Origin of the sequence: Neisseria sp. 27098_8_139, assembly GCF_041433195.1 — a bacterium.
Taxonomy (GTDB): domain Bacteria; phylum Pseudomonadota; class Gammaproteobacteria; order Burkholderiales; family Neisseriaceae; genus Neisseria; species Neisseria subflava.
Genome location: NZ_JAPWBA010000001.1, coordinates 116,259 through 130,700, shown reverse-complemented (window position 1 = coordinate 130,700; position 14,442 = coordinate 116,259). Strand labels below are relative to the sequence as shown.

Here is a 14,442-nt window from a genome sequence, read left to right as displayed (position 1 = left end):
AAATGAACAAAAATACTAAATCTTTAAATTTACGAGAAAAAGACCCGTACTTGGAGCGGGAGAAACAACGTTACGCTCATCCGTTGCCCAGCCGTGAATGGGTCATTGAATTATTGGAACAAAAAGGTGTGCCGACAAAAATCGAAGCTTTGGCACATGAATTGTCGATTGAAGAAGATGAATATGAATTCTTCGAGCGCCGTCTGAAAGCGATGGCGCGCGATGGCCAGGTATTGATCAACCGACGTGGCGCGGTGTGTGCGGCAGAAAAATTGGCATTGGTTAAATGCCGTGTCGAGGCGCACAAAGACGGCTTTGGTTTTGCCGTGCCGCTAACGCCGACAGGCGAGGGCGATTTCGTTTTGTATGAGCGTCAGATGCGCGGCGTGATGCACGGGGATATTGTTACTGTTCGTCCTGCCGGTATCGACCGCAGAGGCCGTCGTGAAGGTACGGTTTTGGATGTGGTGGAGCGTGCGCAGTCTAAAGTGGTCGGCCGTTTTTATATGGATCGCGGCGTGGCCATTTTGGAAGCGGAAGACAAGCGTTTGAGCCAAAGTATAGTGTTAGAGCCTGAAAGCGTGGCGCACTTTAAACCGCAATCTGGCCAAGTGATTGTGGCTGAAATCGAGACGTATCCTGAAGCACATCGTCCTGCTGTGGCTAAGCTGATTGAAGTATTGGGTGATTATGCCGACAGCGGTATGGAAATCGAAATCGCTGTACGCAAGCACCATTTGCCTCATCAATTCAGCGAAGCATGTGTCAAAGCTGCGAAGAAAATTCCTGATCATGTGCGTAAAACCGACTTGAAAGGGCGCGTGGACTTACGCGATTTGCCTCTGGTAACCATTGACGGCGAAACTGCACGGGACTTTGACGATGCGGTTTTTGCTGAAAAAGTCGGCCGCAATTACCGTTTGGTGGTGGCGATTGCCGATGTCAGCCATTATGTCCGTCCTGATGACGGAATTGATGTAGATGCTCAGGAACGCAGTACCAGCGTGTATTTCCCACGTCGAGTGATTCCAATGTTGCCGGAGAAGTTGTCCAACGGTATCTGCTCGCTCAATCCTGATGTTGAACGCCTGTGTATGGTGTGCGATATGGTGATTACCTATGCCGGCAATATCAAGGAATACCGTTTCTATCCGGCAGTAATGCGTTCACATGCGCGACTAACCTACAATCAAGTTTGGGATTGGATTTCAGACGGCCAGGATCATCCGTTTAAGCAACAAATCGATACTCTGTATCAGTTATTTAAAATCTTGCAGAAAAAACGTTTCGAGCGTGGCGCGGTTGAGTTTGAGAGCGTTGAGACTCAGATGATTTTCGACGACAACGGTAAAATCGATAAGATTGTTCCTGTTGTCCGCAACGATGCGCACAAGCTGATTGAAGAATGTATGTTGGCGGCGAATGTTTGCGCGGCAGAATTTTTGCTGAAGAACAAACATACGGCTTTGTTCCGCAATCACTTGGGTCCGACTCCCGAAAAACTGGCCACTTTACGCGAGCAGCTTGGTTTGCTGGGGCTGAGTTTGGGTGGCGGCGATAATCCGACGCCGAAAGACTATGCTGCGCTTGCCGAGCAATTTAAAAACCGTCCGGACGCGGAGCTGTTGCAAGTAATGATGTTGCGTTCTATGCAACAGGCGGTTTATGAGCCGCATTGCGACGGTCACTTTGGTCTGGCTTATAGCGCATATGCACACTTTACTTCGCCTATCCGCCGTTATCCGGATTTAACGGTACATCGTGCCATTAAGGCTGTGTTGAACGGACAAACTTACCAGCCCAATAAAACCTGGCAGGCTTTGGGCGTTCATACCTCTTTCTGCGAGCGCCGAGCCGATGATGCCAGCCGCGATGTGGAAAACTGGCTGAAAACTTATTATATGCGCGACAAAGTCGGCGAAGTCTTCAGTGGTAAGATTTCGGGCATGACCAGTTTCGGTATTTTTGTAACCTTGGACGATATTCATATCGACGGCTTGGTTCATATCAGCGATTTGGGAGAAGATTATTTCAACTTCCGTCCTGAAATTATGGCGATTGAGGGCGAACGCAGCGGTGTCCGTTTCAATATGGGCGATACAGTCACCGTAAAAGTTGCGCGAGCCGATTTGGATACCAGCAAGATTGATTTGACCTTAATCAGCGGCGGTTCAGTCGGTAAGAAACGCGGCGGTAGAAAAGCAAAACCTGTAAGTAGGCCAATAGTTGCTGATAAGCCTGTCGAAAAGCGTAAGCGTAAACTTTCGGCTAAAGAAATTGATGAAGCGTTGGCCGCTCCCGTGAAGGCAAAGAAGAGCAAGGTGAAAAGTAAACCTGCCTCCAAGCCTGCTAAGCCAAGTAAACCTAAAGCCGCGAGCAAGAAAAAAGCGCAGGCGAAAACAGCTTCCGTCAAAGCCGGGGGTAAAAGTAATGCTCAACACAAAAGCGTGAAGATTAAAGTGAAGAAAGCTGCTAAGAAATAGGCGGCATTCAATTCAGGCCGTCTGAAAAGTTTCAGACGGCCTGAATTTGTGATTTTATGAATAAAACCAAGGATAAATAAGATGATAAAACTATACGGTATTCCCAATTGCGATACGGTTAAAAAAGCGCGCAGTTGGTTGGCGGGAAACGGCATCAAGTTTGAGTTTGTAGATTTTAAGAAAAACGCCCCGACTGCCGAATTGATTGATGGCTGGCTGGAGCAGGCAGCTTTGGAAATTTTGCTCAATAAAAGAGGTACGACTTGGCGCAAGTTGGATAAAGATGCGCAAGAATCTGCCGCCACAAAAGAAGGGGCGATTGCCTTGATGGTGGAAAATCCCAGCATCATCAAGCGGCCTGTATTGGTCAAAGAAGGACAGGTTCATGTCGGATTTTCAGTAGAAGCGTATCAGGAAATTTTCGGATAAGGCATTTTTAGGTTTTTAGGCCGTCTGAAAAAGCAAGCCTCGAAAAAATACGTTACAATACGCGCTTTGAGCCTGTTTTCAGGATTTTAAGATTTTTGCGGCAGCATTTTCCGGCTGCCGCGCCAAACTTTTCTTTCGGATAAATATGTTCCATATTGTTGAAAAATATAAAACACCCGCCCAGATTGTTTTAGGTATCATCGGTCTGACCTTTATCGGATTCGGTGCCAATAATTTGTCTTCGCCGGGTTCTGATTACATTGTTAAAGTCGGGGATGAGAAGGTCAGCGAGCATGCTTTACAGATTGCGATACAAAATGAGCAGGCTGCCGGCAATAATGCGCCTTCGCGTGATGCGATATTCCAATCTTTATTGCAAAGAGCTTACCTGAAGCAGGGTGCCAAGCTGATGGGCATTGCCGTGTCTCAGGAACAAATCAAGCAAGTTATCGTGGATGATCCGAATTTCCATGATGCTTCCGGCAAATTCAGTCAGGATTTGCTCAAGAAGTATTTGGATCAGCGCAAAATGACCGAGGATCAGTTTGTTGAAGATATCCGCGAACAGTTCCAGTTGCAAAATCTGTTGAATTTGGTGCAAAACGGTGCGTTGGTCAGCGATGCGCAAGCGCGTCAGTTGATTAACCTGACTCAAGCCACCCGTACCATCCGTTCATTTACATTCAGCCCTGAAGCATTTACGGCACAAGTAAAAGTAGATGATGCGGCTTTGCAAAAGTATTATGAAGCGCATAAGAAAGATTACTTGATTCCTCAAGCCGTTAAGCTGGAATATGTGGCTTTGAACATCAAAGATTTGGCTGATAAGCAAACCGTCAGTGCGGAAGAAGTACAAAAAGCTTACGACAGTAAAAGCGTAGATTTGTCGCCAAGAGCCGAAATTGCGCATATTTTCATTCCGGTTATGCCTAACGGAGATGAAGCAAGCAATGCGGAAATTAAAGCTGAAGTAGACAAAATGGCCGCAGAACTTAAAGCACACCCAGATGCTTTTGCCGAGCTGGCGGCCAGGTACTCCAAAGATTTGTCCAGCAGCAACAAAGGCGGCAATTTGGGCTACCTGAGCAAAAGCGGCGGCAGCGGCTTTGGACCTGAATTCGATAAAGCGGCATTTGCATTGGGCAAAGGCGAAGTCAGCGATACCGTTAAATCGTCTTTGGGTTATCACATCATCAAAGTTTTGAATGTCGAAGCTGAGCCGACTTTGGAACAAGCCAAAGCGCGTATCGAAGCAGACTTGAAACTGAAAAAAGCAGCTTCTGCCTTTAATGCCGCTAAAGAAAAATTGGGTGAAGATGCCTTCAATGATCCATCTTCTTTGGCAAAAGCAGCCGCCAATTCAGGCTTGAAAGTGGAAAACCTGGATGAATGGGTAACCAAAGCGGGTGCGAAAGAAGCCGGTTTGCCTGAAACGTTGATTAATGCTGCGTTTAGCGACGATGTGCTGAAGAAAAAACACAATTCTGAAGTCATTGCTATCAACAACGAAACCGTTTGGGTTATTCGTGCGAAAGAAGTGCGCGAAGAGAAAATTGCACCATTTGCAGAAGTCAAAGACACTGTCCGTGCAGCATATCTGCGCTCTGAAGCTGCCAAACTGGCAGAGAAGAAAGCCCAAGAAACTTTGGCTGCGTTGAAAGCCGGTAAAGCTGCCGACGTTCAATGGTCGCCTGTTTCGCAATTGAGCGCGCAAGATGCACGCAGAACCATGTCTCCAGAAGCTTATGCGGCTTTGTTGAAAGCGCGTCCTGTCGGCGGTAAACCTGCGTACGCATTATTGGAAGGTATGCCTGCACCGGTGATTATGGAAGTTCAGAGCGTTTCTGCTCCTGAAAATGCCGATTCACAGATTCCGGCTGCCAAACAGGCTTTGGTTCAGCAGCTTTCTGCCAATGTGTTTGATAATTTACTCCAGTATTTGGGTAAGAAAATCGATCGTACGCAAGGTGCACAGCAAGTTAATAATGCTGCCGAATAAGCAGAGTATTTGAGTAGGGCAGCCGGATGAATTCCGGCTGTTTTCTTATTTTTAGCTATCTTTTAAAAGGCCGTCTGAAATCATGAGTAAAAATCCTGATGCCTTTGTCCGCTTGATTAATGCATTAAAAATCCTGCCCAATGTCGGCCCGAAATCCGCACAACGCATGGCTTACCAGCTTTTACAGTATAAACGCGAAGAAGCGCAGGAATTGGTGGATGCTTTGCAATTTGCCTTGAAACAGGTGCAGCATTGTCGGATGTGTAATACATTTTGCGAAGGAGAATTGTGTGAAATTTGCGCGGACGAAAAACGCGAGAAAAGCCGTTTGATGATTGTTCATATGCCGGCAGATGTCTCCAGTATGGAGGCGGCTAATTGTCATGATGGTCTGTATTTTGTGTTGATGGGGCAAGTCAGTCCGGCGCAGGGCATGGATATTTCGGCAGTAGCGTTAGATAAGCTGGTTGCCCGTTTGCAGGCGAGTGATATTGAGGAAATTATCATTGCAACCAACTTCACAGCCGAAGGCGATGCGACAGCGTATGTATTGGCGGAATTGTTTAAAAATCTTCCTTATAAAGTCAGCCGATTGGCAAGGGGAATCCCTTTAGGCGGCGAGATGGAATATGTGGATGCCGGTACTTTGGCTCAGGCTGTTTACGATAGAAGAAATATTCAATCTTAAATGGCAATATAAAAAGGCCGTCTGAAAGTCTTTCAGACGGCCTTTTTATTGATTAAATCAGATTATTTGCAGCTGACGCCTTGAATTTGAGGCGTATCGCCGTTGCCGACTTTGAATGCACATTTGGTTGCGCTGCTGCCGGATACGGTAACAACACCGTTTCCGCTGTTGAGGCTGACAGGTTCTTTTACGCCCATGCCGACAGCAGTGGCTGCCAGTTTTTGAACATCGGCGTCGGAGTAAGCGGTATTGTTTGAACTGATTTTGATTTCTTTGGCGGCATATGCGTTGAAGCTGAATGACAAACCTACAGCTACGGATACGAGGGCCAAGAATTTTTTGCTGTTCATTAGTGTATTTCCTTTTTGATGGTGACAAAGTGTGTCACAGCTTCAGAATAAGGGTGATTGGCCGATTGTGCAAGTTTTTCGGCGGAATTTACGGGAAGATACATGGTTTTACATACACTTTATCCCTGAATGCTACATCAGTCGGGCAATCGGACGACCTGTCGGTTTTACGGTACAATAAGCCTTTTTTGACAAACGAATGAGGCATTTTTGAATGGCTTCTTTAGAAACTTGGATAGGCCTGCGCTATCTGCGTGCGAAAAAACGTAACGGCTTTATGTCATTTATTACCATGATTTCAATCGCCGGTATCGCCTTGGGTGTAACGGCTCTGATTGTGGTTTTATCCGTGATGAACGGATTTCAGAAAGAGATACGCGGTCAATTGTTGAACGTTGCACCTCATGCGGAAATTGGCTATTACGATGTCGGTAGCGCGCCGGGTTGGCAGAATTTGCGCGAATTTGTAAAAGGCAAAAAGGAAGTATTGGCCAGCGCGCCTTATGTTTCCGATCAGGCTTTGCTTGCCAACGCCGGTGAAGTGCGCGGTGTGCAGATACGTGGTATTTTGCCGTCTGAAGAAAAAAATGTCGTGGATTACGGTAAGGATATGCCGGCCGGCAGTTTTGATGATTTGAAACCGGGCGAATTTGATATTATTTTGGGTCAAGGGCTTGCTGAGGCATTGGGCACGGAGATTGGCGGCAAGGTTACAGTGATTACGCCAGAAGGTAACGTTACCCCTGCCGGCGTAGTGCCGCGCTTGAAGCAGTTTAATGTAGTCGGTGTGGTAAAAACCGGTGTTTATGAAGTCGATAACACATTGGCTATGACGCATATCGAGGATGCGCAAGTCTTGTATCGACTGGGTGAAAATGTCGGTGGGCTGCGTTTGAGACTGGCTGATCCTCAGAATGCACCCTCTTTCATTGCCAAGTTGATTCCTGATGCTAAAAAAGATGAGGTATGGGTGCGCGACTGGACGTTTAACAACCGCAGCTATTTTGAAGCCGTAGAGTTGGAAAAACGCATGATGTTCATTATCTTGACACTGATTATCGCGGTTGCTGCGTTTAACCTCGTCTCTTCCTTAGTAATGGCGGTAACGGAAAAACAAGCCGATATTGCGATTTTACGCACTTTGGGTTTGTCTCCGGGCGGCGTCATGAAGATTTTCTTGGTGCAGGGCGCATTTGCGGGGTTCTTCGGTACGCTTGTGGGCGTGGTATGCGGTGTATTGCTGGGTTGGAATGTCGGCAAGATTGTCGCGTTTTTTGAAGATCTGTTTGGCGTGCATTTGATTAACTCTCAAGTTTATTTCATCGATTACCTGCCTAGCGATGTGAACTTGAAGGATGTCGCCGTTATTGCCTGCATTTCGCTTGGCTTGGCATTTATCGCCACACTGTATCCGAGCTGGCGTGCTGCAAAAACCCAACCTGCGGAGGCTTTGCGTTATGAGTAAGACAATTTTGAAATGTACCGGCGTTGGCAAAAGCTATAATGACGGCGCATTGAATGTACAAGTGTTGAATCATTTAGATTTTGAAGTTGCCGAAGCGGAAAGCGTGAGTATCATCGGTTCGTCAGGCAGCGGTAAATCCACATTGCTGCACCTTCTCGGTGGCTTGGATATGCCGTCTGAAGGCAAGGTAATACTGATGGATCAGGATTTGGGCGGTTTGAGTCAAAAACAGTTGGGCGAATTGCGCAACCGTTATTTGGGCTTTGTGTATCAGTTCCACCATCTATTGCCTGAGTTTTCTGCTTTGGAAAATGTCATGATGCCGCTTTTAATCGGCAAAATGCCCAAGGCGATGGCCGAGGAAAAGGCTGTTAAGATGCTAAAAAAGGTTGGCTTGGACAAGCGTATGCTGCACCGTCCAAGCGAACTTTCCGGCGGCGAGCGTCAGCGTGCGGCGATTGCCCGTGCTTTGGTTAATGAGCCGAAATGCCTGTTGGCGGATGAACCGACGGGGAACCTTGACCGTAAAAATGCGCAAAATGTGCTGGACATGATGCTGGATTTGAAACGCGAATTGAACACCAGCCTGATTGTAGTGACCCATGATGACGAGCTGGCTGAGCGTTTCGACCGGGTAATGACCATGAAAGACGGCAGCCTGCAAGTGCTGCAATAAGGTTATTATTTCAGGCAAATATTTTATGCTTTGAACGGTATAATAGAGGCCGTCTGAAAAACAGGTTTTCATTATATGGAAATACTGTTTTTCAGACGGCCTTTCTTTTTTCGTATCAATCAATCCTAAGCCATGAATCCGACCAACTCTATCCTTTCCTCTGCCGCAGATGCGGCTATAGCGTTTTTCCGCCGCCACGAAGTACAGGGGGCATCCGTTATTGAACCTTATGTGGTTCGACTGTTTGCAGCCTTGCAAAACGGGCATTCGTTCATTTATTTGGATAAAGAGGATATCGATGCCTTAAGCAACTTGCCGAATTTGGTCGGTAATGCGGATAAACCGCTTATCCTGCAAGGCCGGAAATTGTTTTTGGGGCGAATGTGGCAGTTGGAGCATGATTTGGCTGTTGAAATCAAACGGCTGGCCAGAGCCGAAGCGGAAGAAGTGAATTTCATGGCGGCTTCAAAAAGCCTGAGCGACTGGTTTGATACTAAAGACAGTAAAGAGCAACGGGATGCTGCGGCTTTGGCTTTGCTGCAAAACTTTATGCTGATTACCGGCGGGCCGGGTACGGGTAAGACGACGACCGTAGCAAAGCTTTTGGGTCTGATTTGCAATAACAGTACGAAGCTGCCACGTATCGCTTTGGCGGCGCCGACGGGCAAAGCGGCTGCGCATATGGCACGGGCTTTGCAGCGTGCTTTAGACGGTTTTGATTTGTCTCCGAGCATTAAAGCGCATTTGGAAAATTTGGAAGGGCAGACCGTCCATCGATTGTTGAAACTGCGGCCGCCGCAAATGCGCCCTGCGTTCAATCGTGAATATCCGCTTGCTTTGGATGTTTTGGTGGTGGATGAGGCTTCGATGTTGGATTTGCCGCTAGTGTTGGATTTGTTGCGTGCCGTACCGAGCGGCTGTCGTTTGGTGTTGCTTGGAGATGAAAACCAGTTGCCGTCGGTTGGCTTGGGAGCCGTATTGGCGGCATTATCACGTCCGACGGCTTTGGATAAAGAAACCGCTGAAAAGTTGGAAGTGTACCTGCCCGATCATGATTTTGAGATTAAAGGGCAGCCACAAGCTTTATCGCAAAACAATGCCAAATTGACATTCAGCCACCGTTTTGGTGCAGACAGCGGTATCGGCTGTTTGGCAAGGGCGGTGGTGTCCGGGGAAAAGCAAACTGCGGTTGAACAGTTTGACAAGTTCCCCAAAGAATTGGGAATGAAATCAGGCCGTCTGAAAGAGCAGGTTGCCTTGCTGTATCAAAAGCAACAGGATTATTGGCAGGCCGTAGCGGAGAATAATGTTGCACTCGCCTATGGTTATGCGGCCGATGTGGTGGTATTGGCGGCTTGGCGGCAGGATGCTGATGATTTGAATCAGGCTTATCAAGAATACTTGCAACGGCAAGGCAAGGTTTCGGGCGAAACGCCTTGGTTTGCCGGACAAATCATCATGATTACGCACAATGATTATATGTTGGAAGTGTTTAACGGCGACATCGGGCTGATTATGCCGGATAAAGAATCGTTGAATGGCTTGTCTGCATATTTTCCTGAGAAAGATGGATTCAAAAAAATTGCTATCAGCCGTTTGCCCGATTTTGAATCGGCTTTTGCCATGACGGTGCATAAGAGCCAAGGTTCGGAATATCGGGAAGTATGGCTGTTGCCGCCGTCAGTACCTGCAACGACGGAGAGTGAAGAAGAGGCCCGAGGTTTGGATAAAGCTTTGCTTTACACGGCCATTACCCGTGCGCGTGAACGTTTTGTATTTTGGGGAAATGCGGAGGAATTATGTAAAGCTGTGGAATGCCATCAAAAACGCAGGACAGCATTGGCCGATGCCTTGAAATGGCAGTTTGAACAGCCTGATGAGCAGGCTTCCGTTTGACCTGAATCAAGAGGCCGTCTGAAAGAGGATAAAGCGTTTAAATCTGCTTGATTGATTACACTAATTTACATACGATAAAAATAATTAGTAAATAAAATGAATAATTTATACGAAATTCATAATTTTGTACGCTTTATCGAATACTTCACTTTCAATACCTTCTTTTGGAGAGTCGGCATGAAATTTCAAACCAAACTGATTGCAACCTGTATTTTATTGGCTTCATCATCTTATTCTTTGGCAGAGAATGCTGATGGCGGACGTGATGCGGCGGCTTTGGCCACCACCAACGATTACGTCAATTCCGGCAGTATCATTCGCAAAGATGACGATAGAATCAGCATTTTCAATGATTTGTTGACTGTAAATGGTGGCTTGCGCGTACGTGCGGATGCCAAAGACATCAATGCCAACAACAGCAGCATCAATCCGACGCCTGAAGATACCAATGCCAACTTCAATGCGGAGTTTTGGTTACGCGCAAAACTGTATAAAGATTGGAAATTGGTGGCGCAAATTGAGCCGAATATCGATTTGGAAACCGGTAAATTCAACGGCGATCATGATGTGCCGGTCAATAAACTGTATGCCGAAGGCACTTTGTACAACAATATTAAAGCGCGTGTCGGTAAATTTGGTGCGTTCTCTTCCTACGGCCGCGTCTGGGATACCGAAGTAACCGGCGGCGAAATCTTCTTCGACAATAAAACCCTGCCTACCAAAATCTATGCGGGCCGCCGCACTGGCAACCTGAACGACAACACATGGGGCATTGGCGGCCGCCGCAGACATTTTGCCGCGGTTCAAAGTATGTTGCCTGTGAATGAGAATATCAACGTCGGCGCAACCGTCAGTTACATGAAAGACATCGATGTACGCGGTGCGAAGAAAAATGCGGTCTTCGGAGAAATCGGTACGGACATCAAGTTTAATGATGATTGGCATTGGATGGCCGCAGTCAGCAAGTCCAATATCAAAGCCTATAATGATGCCGGACAAAAAATTAAAAATGATGGCGTGTTCACTGAAGTACGCTATAAATTGGCCGACTGGAGCGTCCGTAATTCTTATGACGTATTCTTGAACTACCGCCGTGTCGGTTCATTGTCCGGTGTCTCTTCTGTTGAGGATTACAGCAAAAACGTCCAAGGCGTGCAAATCGGTGCGACCTATATTCCTTGGAAAAACTGGAAATTCAAAGGTTTCTATTTGGCCGGCAAACAGGTTACGCCTACCGTCGGCACAGATAAGCAGGACGTAAACGTTATTCGTGGTCAGTTAGAATATAAATTTTAATCATCACAAAGAAAAAAACAGGCAGGATGTCCTGCCTGTTTTTGGTTTTCAGACGGCATGGATATAGGGCCGTCTGAAACAATGGATAAAACGCTTTACCAGCTATCGCGCTTCATACGGTCAAGCTGGCGGCGGTCGCGTTTGGTTGGGCGTCCGTCCGGATAAGCAACACTGATGCGGCTGGCTTGGTCGAGTTGTTTTTGAGCCTCGCGTTCGGCAGCCGTTTTCATGTCTTCTTCGTAGAGTAAACGCGCTTCCGGTGCCGGGCGGCGTTGATGATTGAGCGCGGCAACTTTGAATTTGTAGGGAAGGGAGTTCAAAGTCATGTCGATGGTGTCGCCGGCAGAAATATTTTTGCTGTTTTTCACTTTTGAGCCGTTTACTAAAACTCTGCCCAGCTCAATATGTTTTTGTGCCAGCGCGCGGGTCTTGAAAAAGCGTGCGGCCCACAGCCATTTGTCCAAGCGCATGGACGAATTGTCATGATCGTTTTTCATAGCCTGTTTGAAATGATTGAACTGAATTGAAGTTTATCATAAGATACGGCACTTCATGCGTTTAGTGCAGCTATACTATTCCTTTGTTAAAGGCCGTCTGAAAGATTTTTTATTGCAAAAGATGGCAGTTTCCCTTTGAGAAATGCTGTCAAATGCGTCTGATTAGCGTATCATGTCAGCAACCGTTACCGAGAGCTTTGTTTTATGAAACCCGTATTTTTGGACTTCGAACAACCCATCGCCGAATTAACCAATAAAATTGACGAGTTGCGATTCGTACAAGACGAATCTGCCGTTGATATTTCTGACGAGATTGCCAGACTGAAAAAGAAAAGCAGTGAGTTGACCAAGTCAATTTTCAGCAAGCTGACTCCGGCTCAAATTTCACAAGTATCCCGCCATCCGCAACGTCCTTATACTTTGGACTACATCAACGGTATTTTTACCGATTTTGAAGAGTTGCACGGCGACCGCCATTATTCTGACGATCATGCCATTGTCGGCGGTTTGGCGCGTTTTAACGGCCAAAGCGTGATGGTTATCGGCCATCAGAAAGGCCGCGATACCAAAGAAAAAATCCGCCGCAATTTCGGTATGCCGCGTCCTGAGGGTTACCGTAAAGCACTGCGCTTGATGAAGACTGCCGAAAAATTCAATATTCCAGTTATGACCTTTGTCGATACTCCGGGCGCGTATCCGGGCATTGGTGCAGAAGAACGCGGCCAGTCTGAAGCCATCGGCCGTAATTTGTACGAACTGACCCGTCTGCATGTGCCGGTATTGTGCACCATCATTGGTGAAGGCGGTTCAGGTGGCGCGTTGGCAGTGGCTGTCGGCGACTACGTCAATATGCTGCAATATTCGACTTATTCGGTGATTTCTCCCGAAGGTTGCGCTTCTATTCTTTGGAAAACTGCTGAAAAAGCAGCAGATGCCGCGCAAGCATTGGGTATTACCGCCAAACGCCTGCAAGAGTTGGATCTCATTGATAAAGTAATTGATGAGCCTTTGGGCGGCGCACACCGTGATTTTGAAACCACGATAAAAAACGTCAAAACCGTTTTGGAACAGCAATTAAGCGAAGCGCAAAGCATGACCATGCCTGACTTGCTTTCTCGCCGTTTCGACCGCATCATGGCTTACGGTAAATTTACCGATAAATAAGTTTGACTGCTGAAAAAGCAAGCAGATGTCGCTGCTTGCTTTTTTTGTGTTCTATTTTTGAGTAATTCACAATTTCAGGCCGTCTGAAATGTCGCAACTATCCCCTGATTCCCTATTTAAAAGTTTTCACGCAGCTTTTCCTGATTTGCCGAGCCATACTGTGGTTGAAGTTGGTTTGAGTGGCGGATTGGATTCTGTCGTCCTGCTGCATCTTTTGCACCGGACGCGTGAATTTCACCATTTTGATTTGCGTGCCGTCCATGTTCATCATGGTTTAAGCACTAATGCCGACAGTTGGGCAAAATTTTGTCAGGATTATTGTCGGGGTTTGAATGTGACCTTGCGCGTGTGCCGTGTCAATGTGGAAAAACAAGGAAAAGGTTTGGAGGCTGCGGCCAGGGCTGCCCGATATCAGGCATTTTCAGACGGCCTGAAGAAAATTATTGTTTTGGCCCATCACCGCAATGATCAAATCGAAACATTTATGTTGTCGGCTGTGCGAGGGGGTGGATTACGCGGTATGGCGGCCATGCCGGTATGGCGTGATTTAAATGAAGAGATTCAAATTTGGCGGCCGCTTTTGGCATTTTCCCGTCAGGAACTGGCTGAGTATGCGCAACAATGGGGATTATCTTTTGTTGAAGACGAAAGTAATGAAGACTCAGGCTATTTACGCAATTGGATGAGAAATCAGGCTTTGCCGAAATGGCAGCAGCGTATCCCGAATTTTGAGCAGCAAATTTGTACCAATGTTCGATTATTGCAGGAAGATTTGCAGCTTTTAGATGAATTGATTGAGTCTGAATACCAGCGCATCAGTCCAAACGGAATATTCAGCATCAGTCTATGGCGGCAGTGTACCCCGCTTTTGCGTCGTCGGCTGCTTTGGTATTTTTTGCGAAAGCAAACGGAATCATTGCCTTCTTATCACAGCATTGCCGATTTTGCCCGAGTATTAGAAACCGCTGATCAAGCGCAGTTGAATTTGCCAGACGGGAAACTAGTCGTATATCGAGATAAGCTGTTTGTTTGTCAGGAAAGTGAGTTTCAAAAACTGCCTTGGTGTAATGGCAGGGAAGTTCGAGGCCGTCTGAAAGATATTTTGCTGGAAAACGGTTTCGTTTTATTACCCTTTAAGGGAGGTTTGTCAGAAGAGGAGTTGGAGAAGCAGGCGGTACTTCGAAATGTGGCCAAAGGTGATGTGATTCAGTCGGGGCAGAGGGAAAAATCAGTCGAAAAACTATTGCAAGAGTGTCATATTGTGCCATTCGTCCGTAAATATTGGCCGATTATCCTAAGTATGGGCAACAAGTGCCTTGCTGTTATTAATCTTCGGGTGGGAAGCGATGTTCAAATAGGGGAAGGCTATCTGCCTGTTCATGAAAAGTTAGCTAAATATATAGTAGAAAAGTAAAGAGACTAACTTTAAATTTAATAAGTATTAGTAATTTAACTACTTTTGCTAAGTGTAGATATAATAAGCAATATAGCTTATATTA

General features: G+C 46.6%; 12 protein-coding genes. 10 read left to right on the top strand and 2 right to left on the bottom strand.

The genetic code is table 11. The annotated features are described in order from the left end of the window. Positions 1-2 precede the first annotated feature (2 nt). The 4 genes from rnr to recR all read left to right on the top strand — a co-directional run bounded on the left by rnr (position 3) and on the right by recR (position 5,599). Positions 3-2,483, top strand: coding sequence for a ribonuclease R (rnr, locus tag O3660_RS00650; RefSeq protein WP_152333343.1), 2,481 nt, complete (start codon positions 3-5; stop codon positions 2,481-2,483). 81 nt (positions 2,484-2,564) lie between these two features. After that, entirely contained in the window at positions 2,565-2,912 is a 348-nt protein-coding gene (locus O3660_RS00645) for an ArsC family reductase (RefSeq protein ID WP_049352361.1), read from the top strand. Between the two features lie 145 nt (positions 2,913-3,057). Further along, complete coding sequence (locus O3660_RS00640) at positions 3,058-4,911, top strand: SurA N-terminal domain-containing protein (protein ID WP_049352357.1); 1,854 nt, start codon at positions 3,058-3,060, stop codon at positions 4,909-4,911. Between the two features lie 82 nt (positions 4,912-4,993). Beyond that, entirely contained in the window at positions 4,994-5,599 is a 606-nt protein-coding gene (gene recR / locus O3660_RS00635) for a recombination mediator RecR (protein ID WP_049352356.1), read from the top strand. A 62-nt stretch (positions 5,600-5,661) separates the two neighbouring features. Here the strand turns inward: recR and O3660_RS00630 are convergent, their stop codons facing one another. Next, positions 5,662-5,949, bottom strand: a complete 288-nt coding sequence (locus tag O3660_RS00630; protein WP_003683377.1) for a hypothetical protein — start codon at positions 5,947-5,949, stop codon at positions 5,662-5,664. Between the two features lie 214 nt (positions 5,950-6,163). On the opposite strand from O3660_RS00630, the gene O3660_RS00625 reads away from it, so the two are divergent. From O3660_RS00625 to O3660_RS00610, 4 genes are all read left to right on the top strand, one after another. After that, on the top strand, positions 6,164-7,414 hold the full coding sequence (locus O3660_RS00625; RefSeq protein ID WP_049352353.1) for a lipoprotein-releasing ABC transporter permease subunit: 1,251 nt from the start codon (positions 6,164-6,166) through the stop codon (positions 7,412-7,414). After that, positions 7,407-8,090 (top strand): lipoprotein-releasing ABC transporter ATP-binding protein LolD, encoded by a 684-nt coding sequence (lolD, locus tag O3660_RS00620; RefSeq protein ID WP_003683651.1) that lies wholly within the window; start codon positions 7,407-7,409, stop codon positions 8,088-8,090. The genes O3660_RS00625 and lolD overlap by 8 nt, the downstream gene beginning before the upstream one ends. Positions 8,091-8,222: 132 nt before the next feature. Then, the gene (recD, locus tag O3660_RS00615) at positions 8,223-9,986 is read left to right on the top strand and encodes an exodeoxyribonuclease V subunit alpha (protein ID WP_049352351.1); all 1,764 of its coding nucleotides are present in this window, start codon (positions 8,223-8,225) and stop codon (positions 9,984-9,986) included. A 96-nt stretch (positions 9,987-10,082) separates the two neighbouring features. Continuing rightward, positions 10,083-11,282 (top strand): hypothetical protein, encoded by a 1,200-nt coding sequence (locus tag O3660_RS00610; RefSeq protein WP_049352348.1) that lies wholly within the window; start codon positions 10,083-10,085, stop codon positions 11,280-11,282. Between the two features lie 95 nt (positions 11,283-11,377). On the opposite strand, the gene O3660_RS00605 is transcribed toward O3660_RS00610, so the two are convergent. After that, entirely contained in the window at positions 11,378-11,779 is a 402-nt protein-coding gene (locus O3660_RS00605; protein ID WP_371464435.1) for an RNA-binding S4 domain-containing protein, read from the bottom strand. Positions 11,780-11,983: 204 nt separating this feature from the next. Here O3660_RS00605 and O3660_RS00600 point away from each other — a divergent pair, with 204 nt between their 5' ends. Then, positions 11,984-12,943 carry an acetyl-CoA carboxylase carboxyltransferase subunit alpha gene (locus tag O3660_RS00600; protein ID WP_049352345.1) on the top strand — a complete coding sequence of 320 codons (960 nt, stop codon included), beginning with the start codon at positions 11,984-11,986 and terminating at the stop codon, positions 12,941-12,943. Positions 12,944-13,031: 88 nt separating this feature from the next. Continuing rightward, the gene (gene tilS, locus O3660_RS00595; protein WP_049352344.1) at positions 13,032-14,357 is read left to right on the top strand and encodes a tRNA lysidine(34) synthetase TilS; all 1,326 of its coding nucleotides are present in this window, start codon (positions 13,032-13,034) and stop codon (positions 14,355-14,357) included. Positions 14,358-14,442: the final 85 nt, after the last annotated feature.

What these genes read in the sequence shown, in the direction of transcription:
- rnr (WP_152333343.1), top strand. Translation starts at nt 3, where the DNA reads ATGAACAAAAATACTAAATCTTTAAATTTACGAGAAAAAGACCCGTAC.
- O3660_RS00645 (WP_049352361.1), top strand. Translation starts at nt 2,565, where the DNA reads ATGATAAAACTATACGGTATTCCCAATTGCGATACGGTTAAAAAAGCG.
- O3660_RS00640 (WP_049352357.1), top strand. Translation starts at nt 3,058, where the DNA reads ATGTTCCATATTGTTGAAAAATATAAAACACCCGCCCAGATTGTTTTA.
- recR (WP_049352356.1), top strand. Translation starts at nt 4,994, where the DNA reads ATGAGTAAAAATCCTGATGCCTTTGTCCGCTTGATTAATGCATTAAAA.
- O3660_RS00630 (WP_003683377.1), bottom strand. Translation starts at nt 5,949, where the DNA reads ATGAACAGCAAAAAATTCTTGGCCCTCGTATCCGTAGCTGTAGGTTTG.
- O3660_RS00625 (WP_049352353.1), top strand. Translation starts at nt 6,164, where the DNA reads ATGGCTTCTTTAGAAACTTGGATAGGCCTGCGCTATCTGCGTGCGAAA.
- lolD (WP_003683651.1), top strand. Translation starts at nt 7,407, where the DNA reads ATGAGTAAGACAATTTTGAAATGTACCGGCGTTGGCAAAAGCTATAAT.
- recD (WP_049352351.1), top strand. Translation starts at nt 8,223, where the DNA reads ATGAATCCGACCAACTCTATCCTTTCCTCTGCCGCAGATGCGGCTATA.
- O3660_RS00610 (WP_049352348.1), top strand. Translation starts at nt 10,083, where the DNA reads ATGAATAATTTATACGAAATTCATAATTTTGTACGCTTTATCGAATAC.
- O3660_RS00605 (WP_371464435.1), bottom strand. Translation starts at nt 11,779, where the DNA reads ATGAAAAACGATCATGACAATTCGTCCATGCGCTTGGACAAATGGCTG.
- O3660_RS00600 (WP_049352345.1), top strand. Translation starts at nt 11,984, where the DNA reads ATGAAACCCGTATTTTTGGACTTCGAACAACCCATCGCCGAATTAACC.
- tilS (WP_049352344.1), top strand. Translation starts at nt 13,032, where the DNA reads ATGTCGCAACTATCCCCTGATTCCCTATTTAAAAGTTTTCACGCAGCT.